General features: G+C 39.6%; 9 protein-coding genes, 1 other RNA gene and 1 pseudogene. 1 reads left to right on the forward strand and 10 read right to left on the reverse strand.

The genetic code is table 11. From position 1 onward, the window contains the following. Positions 1–290 precede the first annotated feature (290 nt). From JN080_RS29795 to JN080_RS07235, 10 genes and pseudogenes are all read right to left on the reverse strand, one after another. Positions 291–488: pseudogene (locus tag JN080_RS29795) on the reverse strand (EAL domain-containing protein); the annotation flags it as partial. 173 nt (positions 489–661) lie between these two features. Next, positions 662–2,227 carry an L-serine ammonia-lyase, iron-sulfur-dependent, subunit alpha gene (gene sdaAA / locus JN080_RS29620; RefSeq protein WP_309144664.1) on the reverse strand — a complete coding sequence of 522 codons (1,566 nt, stop codon included), beginning with the start codon at positions 2,225–2,227 and terminating at the stop codon, positions 662–664. Between the two features lie 703 nt (positions 2,228–2,930). After that, positions 2,931–4,313, reverse strand: coding sequence for an amino acid permease (locus JN080_RS07200; protein WP_256235247.1), 1,383 nt, complete (start codon positions 4,311–4,313; stop codon positions 2,931–2,933). A 384-nt stretch (positions 4,314–4,697) separates the two neighbouring features. Next, positions 4,698–5,687, reverse strand: a complete 990-nt coding sequence (locus JN080_RS07205) for an L-threonine 3-dehydrogenase (RefSeq protein ID WP_256235248.1) — start codon at positions 5,685–5,687, stop codon at positions 4,698–4,700. Positions 5,688–5,789: 102 nt separating this feature from the next. Then, on the reverse strand, positions 5,790–6,980 hold the full coding sequence (locus tag JN080_RS07210; RefSeq protein ID WP_256235249.1) for a glycine C-acetyltransferase: 1,191 nt from the start codon (positions 6,978–6,980) through the stop codon (positions 5,790–5,792). Between the two features lie 307 nt (positions 6,981–7,287). Next, positions 7,288–9,609, reverse strand: coding sequence for a helix-turn-helix domain-containing protein (locus JN080_RS07215; protein WP_256235250.1), 2,322 nt, complete (start codon positions 9,607–9,609; stop codon positions 7,288–7,290). A 196-nt stretch (positions 9,610–9,805) separates the two neighbouring features. Continuing rightward, positions 9,806–10,165: a transfer-messenger RNA gene (ssrA, locus tag JN080_RS07220) on the reverse strand. A 155-nt stretch (positions 10,166–10,320) separates the two neighbouring features. Next, positions 10,321–10,788 (reverse strand): SsrA-binding protein SmpB, encoded by a 468-nt coding sequence (smpB, locus tag JN080_RS07225; RefSeq protein ID WP_256235251.1) that lies wholly within the window; start codon positions 10,786–10,788, stop codon positions 10,321–10,323. Between the two features lie 141 nt (positions 10,789–10,929). Next, positions 10,930–13,233 (reverse strand): ribonuclease R, encoded by a 2,304-nt coding sequence (rnr, locus tag JN080_RS07230; RefSeq protein ID WP_375141599.1) that lies wholly within the window; start codon positions 13,231–13,233, stop codon positions 10,930–10,932. 57 nt (positions 13,234–13,290) lie between these two features. Beyond that, on the reverse strand, positions 13,291–14,043 hold the full coding sequence (locus JN080_RS07235; RefSeq protein ID WP_256235253.1) for an alpha/beta hydrolase: 753 nt from the start codon (positions 14,041–14,043) through the stop codon (positions 13,291–13,293). A gap of 152 nt (positions 14,044–14,195) precedes the next feature. On the opposite strand from JN080_RS07235, the gene JN080_RS07240 reads away from it, so the two are divergent. Then, on the forward strand, positions 14,196–15,125 hold the full coding sequence (locus JN080_RS07240; protein WP_256235255.1) for a nuclease-related domain-containing protein: 930 nt from the start codon (positions 14,196–14,198) through the stop codon (positions 15,123–15,125). Positions 15,126–15,301 lie beyond the last annotated feature (176 nt).

Consider the following 15,301-nt stretch of genomic DNA (forward strand, 5'->3'; position numbering starts at 1 on the left):
GAAACCTTAAAAAATAGCCCAAAATTAGAAAAGTGAAAGCACACTTCCTGTGCGTCGAAGTAAGACCGTGATCTATGTTCAGAGCTCTAAATTCTAATACTTTTACTACAAACTTCATTCTTTATTCATATTTTGTTAATATCCATCTATTAGACTAAAAACAGGTTCAGTTGTAATCCTAACTAACTAACCCCCCTTTTTTAAGACCCCTTTTTGGACCGGCCCTTGGCTGGTTCTTTTTTTTTTGCATACATCCACACACATTAAAATGAAAGGAGTCGCTAACAAATTTAGTGACCCCTTTCAGTTATCTCATCCAAAAATTGTGGGAAATAACTAGATGACATTGGTTTAGCTAAGCAAAAGCCCTGAATCTCATCACAATTTTTACTTGTTAAAATTTGCAACTGTCTTTCATCCACAACACCTTCCGCGACAACCCGAAAATCTAAAGAATGTGCTAAGGAAATAATTGAATCGATGATCGCTGCGTCTTGATTATTCTAACCTTTGTCGGCTTTACCACCCTTTTTTAATACAATAATAGTCGTAGGAATAATATAAAAAAAATGCTGATTTTTTTTTTAAAAAAAGACCAGCAATTTTTCTGCTGGTCTTTCAGATAGTAACGAAGCGGCTAGATCCTGCCATTGAAAAATGCTTAAATGGTTTGCACCAAAAGAATTTCATCAATAATTGGAATCTCTTTTTTTAGCAAGTCTAAGAGATTTTCTTCGATTTGATTGTCAACTTCAAAAACCGTGATTGCTGGACCATTGATTTTTGAACGCTCATTTGCCATTCGGGCGATGTTTAATCCATTTTCCTGGAGAATCTCCGATAATTCAGCAATGACCCCTTTTCGGTCTGTATGGCGGATAACAATGGTTGGACGTTCACCGCTAAATTTTAATGGATAATCCTCAAATTCCTGGACCTCTACTTTACCACCACCTAAAGAGCTGGCTAACACTTTAATTCTTTTCGTTTCCCCTGCCAGTTCAATCAGAACCGTATTCGGGTGGTAGCTTCCAAGAACCCGCTTCGTAAATTCATATTGTAACCCAGTTTCTTCTGCTACTTTTTTCGCGTTCGGAATATTGTCATCCATTGTGGCTAACCCAAGAACACCTGCTAACAGAGCTAAGTCTGTTCCGTGCCCCTGATAGGTTTCGGCAAAAGAGCCCATCAGCGAGAATTTCGCAAAGAGTGGTTTTTCGTTTAAAAGCTGGCGGGCGATATTGCCAATTCTTACCGCTCCTGCTGTATGGGAGCTGGAAGGCCCCACCATTACTGGACCGATAATTTCATATGCACTTTGATATTTTGCCGGTGCACAGGCATTGCTGCCCACTCCGCCAAAAATCTTTTCTTTTATTTTTTTGCCAGTCGGGGTTCCAGCTAGGCCGCCCGTTCCTGTTTCTCTTAGTGATTCGGGCATTTGCTGTCCAACTTCATGCATCACCTGAATGACTTCATCTGGTGGAATGATGCTATTTACTCCAGCTAGAGCCATGTCTGCTGCCGCTTGAGCAGTAAGCGCATGTAATCCGTTACGAATGATACATGGAATTTCAACCAGTCCGGCAACCGGGTCACAAACCAAGCCCAGTGAATTTTTTAACGCGATACCGACTGCATTTCCTACCTGCATTGGTGTTCCACCGGCAAGCTCCACAAGAGTGCCTGCCGCCATCGCTGTCGCTGATCCGACTTCGGCTTGGCAGCCGCCGGCAGCGCCTGAAATAGATGCCTTATTCGCAATCACCAAGCCAAGAGCTGAAGCAGTGAACATTGACTGCACAATCTGTTCCCTTGTAAATCTTCCACTGTCAAGGGCGTGCACAAGAACAGCAGGTAAAATACCTGCAGACCCGGCTGTTGGTGTTGCAACAATCCGCCCCATTGCTGCGTTTACTTCTGATACAGCGAGCGCATTTGCCGTAACCATCAATGATGTTGGATTGACAAAAGAATTCCCCGTTTGGGCGTATTGGTAAAGACGGTGTCCATCTCCTCCAGTTAAGCCGGTACGGGACATAACATCGCTGCTTGTCCCTTTGCGGACTGCTTCCTCCATTACCGTAAATTGCTCAGCCATTTTATCAAGGAGTATCTGCCTCGAATAACCCCTTTGTTCTGTTTCTGTTTTTATCATCAACTCAAAAATCTTTGTATTTTCTTTTTCTGCAAGTTCAATTAGTCCCTGTAAACTCGTAAAAGACATGCTCATTACTCCCTTCACACGGAAGTTCGCATACATACATCTATGCATGCATGCAAACCGCCCTCCGTATTATATCCATTCAGGTATTTTTAGAAACACGGAAACTGACTAAGGCTCCTTCCGCCATTTCTTCTGAAAATATTTTCTACCATCATTATAAATTTTTGAAATGGAGACAGCATCCCAATCATTGTTGAAAGTTTTCCTTTCATTTGCTTACTTCCACTTTTCCTTGCATACAAACAACAAAAAATAACCATTAATTTTTAACCGATTTATTCAATCCATCAAATACGATCCCAAACATAGAAAAAAGGCAATTTCCAAAGCTGTAATTCAATTTATGGGAAGCCTCCCTCCCCCTAATCTCCTTACTCTTTTCGGGGAAATAGAAAGAACTACTCTTCTATTTTGTAATCATAAAATTTTCCATCGACCTCGATGACAATAATCGCCGTATCGCCTTTGTCTTTCATGGATACTACATGGCTGATATTAATTATACGCCGCGGTAAAATAGTTGTCATATAATTGACTTCATTAAAGTCAACTAAATCCTTTTATTAAAATCAAGATAGTGCCCACGTAGGATAAAAATTAAACTTTTTCATATTACATTTGGAAGCAAGAGAACCGTCCCCTTGGCTTCAACATAAAAAAATAGGGATAAACTAAGTTTTATCCCTATTTTTGGATTTTTGTATTAGGCTATTTCTTTGTCCTTTTCGGCATCTGTCGGGATGCGCTTGTTGATTCCAAATGCATAATAGCTTACTGTCATCAGACCTAAGAAAACAATCCCCGCAATAAGAGATACACGAGTGTCATCGTTAAACCACATACCAACTAAAACCATCACTAGGAAACCGATTGTCAAATAGTTTGAAACCGGGGCAAAAGGCATTTTGAACGGATGGCTATCCATTGCAGATCCTTGAGTCTTTCTGAATTGGAAATGGCTGATCAGAATTACAAACCAAGGAATCATACCAGGGAGTACACTTGCAGCATATACATATACGAATAAATTTTTAGGTGCAAGGTAACTTAAAATTACTCCTAATAAAAGACCAACTACCACACCAAGAGTACCAACCAGCGGTACGCCATTTTTTGTTATTTTTGCAAAAAACTTTGGACCTTGTCCATTTGCTCCCAATGTATAAAGCATACGTCCTGCACTGTAAATTCCGCTATTACACCCAGAAAGGGCAGCTGTGATAACAACGAAGTTAATAATACCGGCTGCTGCTGTAATTCCAATTTTCGCAAAAGTGGCTACAAACGGGCTTCCGATATCTCCCAATTGATCCCAAGGATAAACAGTTACAATAACAAAAATTGCTCCAATATAGAAAATCAAAATACGGCCGATCAGACTTTGAATTGCTTTTACTAAGGTTGTTTGCGGATCTTTTGCTTCTCCTGCTGTAATCCCAACTAGCTCAACCCCTTGGTAAGCCCCAATAACCAGTGCCAGGGCAAAGAAGAAGCCTTTAAAACCACCTGTAAAGAAACCGCCGTTTTTCCAGAGGTTTGATAAACCGATTGCATGGCCGTTGCCCAATCCGAAGAAAATCAGACCAAATCCAGCAACAATCATTAATCCAATCGTAACAATTTTAATAAGTGCAAACCAAAATTCAAATTCACCAAATGATTTAACAGAAACTAAATTCGCTGCTGCAAGTATAACCATTGCAACTAAACCTGGAATCCAAGTAGGAAGATGCGGGAACCAGTATTGCATGTACGTACCAACAGCAATAATTTCAGACATACCAACAATTACCCATTGGAACCAGTTACTCCATGCAGTTAAATACCCCGCTAATGGGTGAATATATTTGTTACCAAATGTTGCAAAGGAACCTGTGCTCGGCTCTACATATAGCATTTCTCCCATGGCACGCATAATTAAAAAGATAAAGACACCTACGATTGCATAAGCCAACATAACTGATGGGCCCGTCCAGGAAATTGTGCTTTTTGAACCCATGAATAAACCTACGCCTATCGTACCGCCTACGGCTATCATTTGTATATGACGGCTCGACAAGCCTCTTTTCAATTCTTCTTTTGGCATATATATTTCCTCCTCTTGAAATCGAAACAGTTAATGGTAGAACTAATAAAAGTTAATGAGGGCATGTACAAAATGAGGCATGAAATTTCAAGCATTTACAATGGTGTAGTCCTCCTTAAAAATACAATTGTTTTTTTCGCACGGAACTATTATAATAGAGATAGAGTTAGAGGTAAAGATTCCTTTATTTGATTATTAGAATTAAATAGGAATTTTGTCTTATAAAAATAGGTCTATTCAGTTAGGCCCTGTTCCAGACACTTACCCGCTATATCAGGTAAGCGTCTGTATTGAATTTCCAATTTCATCAATTTAGTTCAATTACGAAACCATCCTCTAAATGGTTATCCGTAATGGAGCTTGTTGTCACATGAGGGATTCTCTTCAGTCTTGTTCTATGGCCAGGGCAAGTTCTCTGAAAGGAATTCCTAATTTCTCTGATAAATTTTCTAACATATCTTTAGTCATGCTGTCTAAATCATATTTTGGGTCAAAATCCCATTCTTGATACGCAGCAGATGCGTCCAAGCTGTTTGGCCAAGAGTCGGCTATACTTTGACGTATAGGATCAACATCATAGTCCATTTCGAACTCCGGAATAAACTTTCTGATAGAAGCAGCTATTTCCTCAGGTTCAAAACTCATGGCAGTAATGTTAAATGCGTTACGATGTTTCAATCTCGAAGGGTCGGCTTCCATTAATTTAATGATCGCTTCGATTGCATCAGGCATATACATCATATCCATGTAAGTGCCCTTTCCAATGAATGACGTATACTTTTTGTTTTTTAGTGCTTCATAATAGATATCAACTGCGTAATCCGTTGTTCCGCCGCCTGGCAGAGTTTTATACGAAATCAGTCCCGGGAAGCGAACTCCGCGAGTATCGACGCCAAATTTTGTGAAATAGTAGTCGCACAGTAATTCACCGGCTACTTTGGTAACACCATACATTGTTGCAGGTCGTTGAATTGTGTCTTGTGGAGTAAAATTGGCCGGTGTGCTAGGTCCAAAAGAACCGATTGAGCTAGGTGTGAAAAATTTTAGATTTAGTTCACGTGCTACCTCAAGTGCATTCACCAAGCCGCCCATATTTAAATCCCATGCCAACTTTGTTTTCTTTTCTGCTACAGCTGACAATAAAGCTGCTAAATGAATGAATGTATCTACTTCATATTTTTTTGCGAGTCCCAACATGGATTCATAATCCATTACGTCTAATATTTCAAATGGACCGCTTTCAATTACAATGTTCTTTTCTACATGGCGAATATCTGTTGCAATTACGTTCTCTGTTCCGTAGATTTCTCTAAGACGCATAGTTAATTCGGAACCAATTTGGCCCAAACAACCCGTTATAAGTATTTTTTTCATTCCGCCTAATACCTCCTAGGTTCGTTGTTAACAAGTTCTGTAGAAGACTAAACCTTTTAAAAGGATGTTTTTTTAAAACTATGGAAATACTACTTTCATAGTTTAGATAATCTCTAATTCTTTGCCTATTTTTCCATAAATCAACAGAGCTTCATCCAACATTTCTTTTGTATGGGCTGCAGTTGGCATATTCCTCACTCTTCCGGTTCCTTTTGGTACGGTAGGGAAAGTGATCGATTTGGCATAGACACCTTCTTCCATTAGACGGCGCGAGAATTGTTGTGTTAAATTTTCCTCACCAATGATACACGGCGTAATAGGTGTTTCAGAATGTCCAATATTAAAGCCTAAGTTTTTCAAGCCTTCTTTAAGATATTTTCCGTTTTCCCAAAGTTTTTCAACTAAATCTGTTGATTCCATCATCATACCGATTGCTTCAATACATGCGGCGGCATCACCTGGTGTCATGGATGTTGAAAAAAGGAATGGACGAGCACGAACTTTTAACCAATCAATCAATTGCTGTGTACCGGCAACATATCCGCCAACTACACCAATGGCTTTAGAAAGAGTCCCAATCTGGAAATCGATCTTGTCTGAAAGACCAAAATGTTTAACTGTACCTGCACCTTTACCCATTACACCAGATCCATGCGCATCATCTACATAGGTAATTAATCCAAACTCTTCAGCAATCTCAACGATTTCAGGAAGCTTTGCCACATCCCCATCCATTGAAAAGACACCATCTGTGATATACATTACTTTTTCATAGTTTCCACTTTCTGTTGCTTCTTTCGCTACGCGGCGTAAATCGTCCATATCCTGATGCTTCGCACGAAGAATTTTTGCACCAGATAAGCGGCAGCCATCAATAATGGAAGCATGATTCAATTCATCCGATATAATTGCGTCTTTCTTTGTCATAACAGCTGAAATAGCACCCATATTACAATTAAATCCGGATTGGAAAGCGATAGCTGCTTCTGTATGTTTTAAATCAGCTATTCTTTTTTCTAATTCATTATGAATGTTAATGGTTCCATTAATGGTACGAACTGCACCGGCACCAACACCATACTGCTGAATGGCTTCCATTGCCTTTTGTTTCAGTCTTTCATGATTTGCCAGACCGAGATAGTTATTGGAAGACATGTTGATGAGTGATTTGCCGTTGATCTTTACTTTAGGGCCATTTGGTCCTTCAAGTGTATCAATCACATTGTAAAGGCCTTGTTCCCGTAGTTCATTTAACCGTGGCGTTAAAAAATCCTCTAAAACCTTATTGCCCAAAACTAACTTCCTCCTTTTTTATACAAGTATTTTTCCTTTAAAAATCTTCCGGTATAAATTAGTAACCATTGTAATCGCTTTCAAGTTTTTGTAAAATTTTTTCTGCAATCGTTACTCATTTATACTTTTAAACGAAACAGACAAATAAAGGCTCCCTTCATGAAAAATGTTTTTTGAAAACGTTTTCCTACTTTATTATAAATTTTTTTGGTGAAAAGGGAAGTGCAAATATTGTCGAAAGACGTCTCTTCATTTGCCCACTTTCATTTTTCTACCAGATCATACAACAAAAAAGGGCCATTAATTTTTAACTTAATGGCTGAATTTCAAAGAGATGAACCGCATTTATCGTCAGGGTAGATTGTAAAAAGAGCTCTGACTCAATTTTTTCCCTATAAATCTGCAAATCAGGGCAGGTTCGCTGCTTTAGATAAGTAATAATTTCTTCGTCATAAATATCCTGGTTGTCAAAATTTAACCAATTAAAAAAGATTGCACCGTTATCTCGGTCAAGGATATGCCTGCGAATCTGATAATGACCGGACGGCAACCCTGAAATCACGATTTTCTTTTCCTTTGTTAAGGAGCGCAAAAAGAAATTCTCGACTGAGTACGAAGGATTTACATAGGCGCTGTTATAGATAGCTAATTGGTATCCATGTTCACTGCTGGTTAGTAAAAAGTCTTCTCCTTCAGCCATTATTTTTGAGCCTATCTTTGTAGCAAATTGAATGTTGAAAAAAGCCGGGCGTTTCAGTTGATAATAATAAAGAAGGGAAATTCCATTCATTCCAATCATTTCATGATCGCCATTATTTTTTTCTAAACAGTCAGTATCGATCCAGAATCCCAAACCTGAAATTTCCTTCATTGCATCCAGCATATCTTTAAAAATAAGAGCTGAACGAAAAAAACTTCCACTTAAATTTAATGTATTTCCGTAAAGCGTATTCCAATTCGTCAGATAGATCGGAATTCCTGCCATGCCTGCTATCTGCAGCGCTGCTTTCAATTTCGCACATGATTTCTTTACATAATTCTTTACACTTTCAAAGGAGCTGTTATTCATATCGGTAAAATCCAGCTGTTCATTGGGATTACAGGTAAAACAGATATGGTCACATTCCATTGTGGTATTTTTTAAAAAATCAGTAACAGAAATAGGTAAGCCTTTTTCCAAAGAAAAAGGCAGATGAAGACCGACTTTTGCAGGGGAAACCCATTTCTTTACTGTTTCGTAAAAAAGGTGATAGGCGGCTGTTTGATTCCAATCTGAGCATACCCATTCAAACTGCCATTTCCCGACGTATTCCTTGCCAAAATAACTGACACTATGCTGCAAAAACTCATTTAACTTCACAAAGTAATCAGGGTTACCCGCTACTTCTTTTTCAAACTCCACACTGATAAATGGAACTAATCCCAGCTTTTGAAACCGGCTAAATAACCCGTCAATCAAATAAAATAGCCCATTATTTTGCAAAAGCGGTGTTGGTTTTGCAATCGTGATCGAAAACAAGTCCTTGAAATAGATATAGTCAAACTGAAGTGAATCCTGGATGAGCTTCAGTTCTGCTTGGACTTCTTCGCTCAGGGAATAGTCCAGCCGGCCAATCACTAGAATGCGATTTGTGTTTTCCATCATAAGAATTGGATCTTGCTTAAGATCAATGTTTAACGCTGAAGTCGCTGATTCTTTTATCGTTAAACTTCGGTTTTGCGGCGATATATACTTACTTAGTTCAATTAAAAAATGGGGTGAATTCACTAATGTAAATTGTTCACTAACACTATTAATTTCCTGCAGACCCGTCACCTCATTTTTGTGAATGCTGCGGTATTCAACAGGAGTTTGATTGTACATATCCTTGAATGCTTTGTTAAAGGCTTTTACATTAGGAAAACCGTTATTTAGCGCAACTTGCATAATGTTATGATTCGTGTAAATTAGCTCATGGACAGCTGATCGCAAACGTACTTGTTTTAAGTATTGTGAAAAACTGACGCCAACGGCCTGCTTGAAATAACGAGATAAATAGTATAAAGATAAATATTGCCGCTTGGCGATTTCCTCTAATGAGATCGGTTTGCGGTAATTTTTTTCGATAAACGTAAGAATCTCCGAAATTCTTTCATCCTCAGTGTCAGCCAACTTATCCCGTCCGAAATGGGTTGTTTTAAAGTTACGGATTAACAGTGTCAAAAATTGATATATCAAGCTGTAGATCTCGATTTCCCTTCCATCCCTCTTTTGATAATAAGCAATCAAGATTTCTGCCAATAGTTGGCGGATTTGATCAAAAAGCAGATAAAGTCCGTTATCTGCTTTGGATGAATTGAGGTCAAAATAACAGTCATGAATATTTTGATAATGCTGCTCGATAAGACTAAAAGGAATTTTTAATGTTAAAACGACATTTTCTTTATCCCCTTTAAATGAATGAACATGATTTGCATTTATAAGCAGAAGGTCATTTTCAGCCAAATGGTATGAATTTTGATTAACCGTCACCTTAATTTCTCCTTTTATTACGAGGAGAATTTCTATACCTAAATGAATGTGCTGTGAATAATATTGAATGTTTTGTAAACTGATTTCATATGAATCCTCTTTTGCTGGTTGATACATGAACATTCACCTCAAACTGAGTACTTATAATACGATAATTATTGTTAATTTTTTTCAGGCCATACATCCCTTTTCAATTAGTATTTTATTATTTATACCATATAAATCCTAAAATAAAATAAAGCATAAGTCTTCCATTTTGGAAAACTTATGCTTTAAGTCACTATTGAATATTAATTTTGTTCCACCTATGTATTGGTGGAGACGGTGGGAATCGAACCCACGTCCAAAGATATCGGCACTTAAGCTTCTACGAGTGTAGTCGACATATTGGCGCTTCGCTGATCCTTTTGCCTGCCGACAGGCGGCCGGTCAGCTAGCCTGGTTGTTCTCTTCCTTCATCCTCAGGCGGTGGAATCCGGCGTAGCCCACTAAGAGTGAGTCCCTTACCCTACCACATGGGCAATGGAGGGAGGAACCGCTAAAGCGCTATTAAGCTGCTAAAGCGAAAGAGTTTTGTGTTTTGCCAGTTATTGGCTTTGACGTTTTAACGAGGCCGATCCCCTCGACTCGCAACCTAAGCTCGAACTACCCCTGTCGAATCCGTAGCGTCCCCATATAAAATGGTCAACCGCCGATTAGGCAAGTTTGACGTTCAGGAAACTCAGATGTGCTGAGCTTTAAGTTATCGCCGCAATCCCTTGCGACATAAGTAATTATAACATAGTCACAGTAAATTGCAATTGTAAGTATTTGTAAGTTAACTAGAATCTATATCTTCTGACGGTCACGAAACGCACGCTCAATTTCACGATTTGCTTCTTTTTTCTTCAACGTCTCACGTTTATCGTAATTCTTTTTACCTTTTGCTAAGCCAAGCAATACTTTTGCAAAGCCATTCTTCAAATAAACCTTTAGTGGTATAAGCGCAAAACCTGCTTCTTTTGCTTCACCATACAGCTTAGCAATTTCCTTGTTATGGAGCAAAAGTTTCCGCGGCCTCAATGGATCATGGTTAAACCGGTTTCCCTGCTCATATGGACTAATGTGCATACTATATAACCATGCCTCACCATTTTGGATTCGTGCATAAGAGTCTTTTAAATTACATTTGCCAGCCCGAATTGACTTTATTTCCGTGCCCTGCAAAACAATCCCCGCTTCATACGTTTCCTCAATAAAATAATCATGGTAGGCCTTTTTATTCTGTGAAACAACCTTTCCTTCACCCTTTGGCATAATCTCACCTCTTTTATGTCTCTCTATTTTAACAGACTTTAGTCAAAACCGAAAGAGAGCCTTACTATAAGGCTCTCACACATCATCGTTGGGCAACAAACGAATCTTTTGATGGACCGTTGTCACTCTCTTTCATTACTTTTAACGTTTCTTCTTCCGTTTTGTGCTTTTTGCTTTTGGAACATTATCATAATACTTTCGTTTCTTTTTCGGCTTGCCGTCTTGACCGGCCGTTGCCGTTCCCCCTTGCTTATTCCGGTTGTCATCCGTTTTTCCGCGCCGCGGTTTTTTCTCATTGCTGCCTGTTTTAAAGACCTTCGGAACTGTGGGACGATCTCTGCGAGGTGTCCCCTTCATCCCAACGATTTCAAAATCTATGGCTCTTTCATCTTTGTTAACCTTAACGACACGAATCGTAATTTCGTCTCCAATGCGGAACACATTGCCTGTCCGTTCACCAATCATCGCATAGTGACGTTCATCGTAGCGGTAGTAATCATCAGTCATGTAACTGACATGGACAAGGCCTTCAATCGTATTTGCCAGTTCAACAAACAGACCGAAATTGGTGACCGAGCTGATAATCCCGTCATATTCTTCGCCAATTTTGTCTTCCATGTATTCCGTTTTCTTCAATTCATCTGTTTCACGCTCAGCCTCGACAGCGCGGCGTTCCATTTTCGATGTATGGTCAGCGATTTCTGGCAGGCGGGCATTCCATTTTTCCCGCGTTGTTTCATCAAGCTTTCCTTCGATTAGATACGTCCGAATTAAGCGATGAACAATCGTATCCGGATAACGGCGGATTGGCGATGTAAAGTGGGTATAAAACTTTGTTGATAATCCAAAATGACCAAGGCACTCAGGATAATACTTTGCCTGCTGCATCGAGCGCAGCATGACGGTTGATACGACCATTTCTTCTGGCTTGCCTTGCACCTCTTCAATGATCTCCTGCAGGGCTCTTGGATGAACGTCATTTGCTGTGCCTTTCACAATATAGCCAAAGTTTGTGATAAACTCGAAAAATCTCCGCAGCTTATCTTCCTTTGGTTCCTCGTGAATTCGGTAGATGAACGGTACCTCCATCCAATGAAAATGTTCGGCAACCGTTTCATTGGCGGCCAACATGAATTCTTCAATCAATTTCTCCGCAACTGAACGTTCACGCAGTACGACATCTGTCGGTTTCCCATCCTCATCGACAAGTACCTTCGATTCTTTAAAATCAAAATCAATTGCACCGCGATTCATCCGTTTATTTCGTAAAATTGCTGCGAGCTCTTCCATCAATTCAAACATTGGCACAATCGCTTCATAGCGATTCCGCGTCTCCTCATCGTGATCAACAAGGATTCGATTCACATCAGAATAAGTCATCCGCTCCGTCGTTTTAATGACACTTTGAAAAATATCATGATCAACCACGACACCTTCAGCATCTATTTCCATGCTGCAAGACAATGTTAACCGATCCACCTTTGGATTTAACGAACATATTCCGTTGGATAGTCGGTGCGGGATCATCGGAATAACCCTGTCGACCAAATAAACGCTTGTTCCACGTTCTTCTGCTTCCCGATCGATTGGCGATCCTTCTTTAACATAATGGCTGACATCGGCAATATGGACGCCTAATTTATAATTGCCATTTTCAAGCTTTGTCACCGTTACGGCATCATCGAGATCCTTTGCATCGGCGCCATCAATCGTGACAATGACCTCATTTCTAAGATCACGGCGATTAGCCAATTCACTTTCATCAATCGTATCAGGCGTGTCTTCTGCTTGTTTGAGCACTTCATCCTCGAATCCAAGCGGCAAGCCGTGCTTATGAATAACGGACAGGATGTCTACGCCAGGATCATTTTTATGGCCTAGTATTTCAACAATTTCGCCTTCTGCACTTTTTCGCCCTTCCGGGTAGGTCGTCAGCTTAACTACAACCTTATGTCCCTCGACCGCACCCTTTGAAGCCGATTTTGGTATAAAAATATCGCTGGCAAATTTTTTATCATCAGGAATGACAAAGCCAAAATGCTTGCTTTCTGAATACGTTCCAACGATTTGCTGGATGCCTCTCTCAAGGATCCGGATCACGCTTCCTTCACGGCGCTGCCCATTGCTTTCCCCGGACACACGGACCATAACGGTATCGCCATGCATCGCATTATTGGTTTCCGTCGGTGGGATAAAAATATCATCCATCCCCGGCTCATCAGGGGCTACAAACGCAAATCCTTTCGCATGCCCGATCAGCCTGCCGCGTACTAGATTCATTTTTTCCGGTAAGCCGTAACGATTACTCCTAGTCCGAACAACAAGCCCTTTTTCCTCCATATGGACAAGCGCCTTGACAAACTCCTTAAAATCACTGGAGTCTTCAATCCCAAACGCCTGTTCAAGCTCTTGAACAGTTAATGGTTTATAGGCCTCATCCTTCATATAATGTAAAAGCTTTTCAACATGCTTTTCAATAGCATCTTCCAAATAAATTCCTCCTTATAAGTCATCATTCCAATCTAGTTTTTCTAAAAAGGCATAAACATCTTCATGAAGCTGCGCACGTTCTTTATCAAGCGTAATAACATGTCCTGACTGTTCATACCATTTTATTTCTTTAAAATCAGATTCTACTCGATTGTAAATAATGTTCGCACTATCAGTGTTAATCATCCGATCCTGCCGGGCCTGGACAACAAATGTCGGAGCATAAACCAAATCCACATGGTCCCGGACATCTGCAATTAATGCTTGTAGTGCTGTTAATGTTTGCATTGGTGTCTTTTCAAAGTCTCTCATTTCTACTTCAATTTGCTCAATGGTTTTTCCTTCATGTTTCTTATATTCCCGGGCATAATCAAGAATACCTTTATACATGACCTCTTCACTTTTTATATACATTGGCGCACACATAGGAATAATACCCTTTATAGGAACAGTGTAACCTAATTTTAAAGAAAATACCCCGCCAAGTGACAGTCCGGCTACCGCTATTTCATTATGGCCCTTCTTTTTTAAAAATTCATACCCATTTATGACATCTTTCCACCAATCCTCAGGGCCTGTATGGACGAGCTCCTCCGGCGGAACACCATGGCCTTTATAATGTGGGGCATGGCATGTATAGCCTTTCTTTTCTAAAAAACGCCCCAGCATCCGCACATCGGCAGAATTCCCTGTAAATCCATGTAATAAAAGTACCGCTCTTTTTCCAGCTTCAAACGTAAACGGCTTTGTGATCTTTACTTTCATTGTAATCCTCTTTTCCTATTCACTTCTCTTAGTTTAAGCAAAGAATGGGGCAACATTCCAGAAAAAAGGCTTAGTTCCGGAAAAGTTCACTATTTCGATTCTTGTTAAAATAGGTAATTTTTCATAGAATGAAGATAAATTGGAGGTGGACGATGATTGTTGTGAAGGCGCGTTGTGAATCAGAAGAATTATTGATGTTTCGCAGTTTGAACTTGCGGATGGAATTAACTAGAAATGATGCATATTATTATTCTAATTTAGAGAAAGGATATGAGGGTGAATGTCAATTTGATCAGCTGGTGGAGTCACAGTTGCCCGATGATTGGCTGGCTATCAATGATTTGCTGCTTGAATGCAACAACACGATTTTTCAGATTGATTCTTTGCTGATTGGTTATGGGATTATTTTTGTAAATGATGTGAAAAATTATGATGGTGACTTTATTATCAAAGATGGTAAATGGTTTACAGTTTCCGGAAATGAAGTCAGCGATCCATTGGATCAATTAAAAAGATGTGAGTCGTTGCTCAGACGTTTGCTCCATCATCTTGGTTTTACTCTTCCGATCGAATCCCGCCTTGTGTTCATTAACCCCGAATTTTATCTCTATCATGCTCCTCTGAGTACACAGATGATCTTTTTTCCACAGCTGAATCGCTTTATGAACCAATTAAAAATGAAGTCAGGCAAATTAGATGGGCGCCAATTTAAAGTAGCGCACAAATTAGTTTCTTTGAATAAACAGACGTCAGTTTTTAGCAGGGTACCTGAGTTTCGGTATGAGCAATTGGAAAAAGGGATTGCATGTCGAACCGGGAAAGCATTTATGAATACCTACAATAAACATACATTAGTCTGTAACGAGTGCGGTTGCCATGAAGATGTGGAGTCTGCCATTTTACGGAATGTAGCAGTATTTAGACTGCTGTTTCCGGATCAGAAGATTACTACGAATTCTATATATAAATGGTGTAAGATTATTCCTAAAAAAACAATCTGGAGGATTCTTGCGAAGAATTTCAAGTATCAGGGGCATGGGAAAACAGCTCATTTCGTAGATTTAGTTAGTAAATTTAATTAAACTTTTTATGAGTATAGGAATCATACTGCTACTTTGTTTCCCGTTCTTCTCTTTTTCGCATGAGTTCGGGAATCATACTGCTGCTTTGTTTCCCGTTCTTCTCTTTTTTGCATGAGTTCGGGAATCATACTGCTGCTTTGTTTCCCGTTCTTCTCTTTTTCGCATGAGTTCGCATG

The sequence above is a fragment of the Bacillus sp. EB600 genome, assembly GCF_024494385.1.
Taxonomy (GTDB): Bacteria; Bacillota; Bacilli; order Bacillales; family Cytobacillaceae; genus JAEVLT01.

Excerpts from the sequence above, each read along its gene's own strand:
- JN080_RS07235 (WP_256235253.1), bottom strand. The coding sequence starts at position 14,043 with ATGAAAGTAAAGATCACAAAGCCGTTTACGTTTGAAGCTGGAAAAAGA.
- rnr (WP_375141599.1), bottom strand. The coding sequence starts at position 13,233 with ATGAAGGATGAGGCCTATAAACCATTAACTGTTCAAGAGCTTGAACAG.
- sdaAA (WP_309144664.1), bottom strand. The coding sequence starts at position 2,227 with ATGTCTTTTACGAGTTTACAGGGACTAATTGAACTTGCAGAAAAAGAA.
- smpB (WP_256235251.1), bottom strand. The coding sequence starts at position 10,788 with ATGCCAAAGGGTGAAGGAAAGGTTGTTTCACAGAATAAAAAGGCCTAC.
- JN080_RS07240 (WP_256235255.1), top strand. The coding sequence starts at position 14,196 with ATGATTGTTGTGAAGGCGCGTTGTGAATCAGAAGAATTATTGATGTTT.
- JN080_RS07200 (WP_256235247.1), bottom strand. The coding sequence starts at position 4,313 with ATGCCAAAAGAAGAATTGAAAAGAGGCTTGTCGAGCCGTCATATACAA.
- JN080_RS07205 (WP_256235248.1), bottom strand. The coding sequence starts at position 5,687 with ATGAAAAAAATACTTATAACGGGTTGTTTGGGCCAAATTGGTTCCGAA.
- JN080_RS07215 (WP_256235250.1), bottom strand. The coding sequence starts at position 9,609 with ATGTATCAACCAGCAAAAGAGGATTCATATGAAATCAGTTTACAAAAC.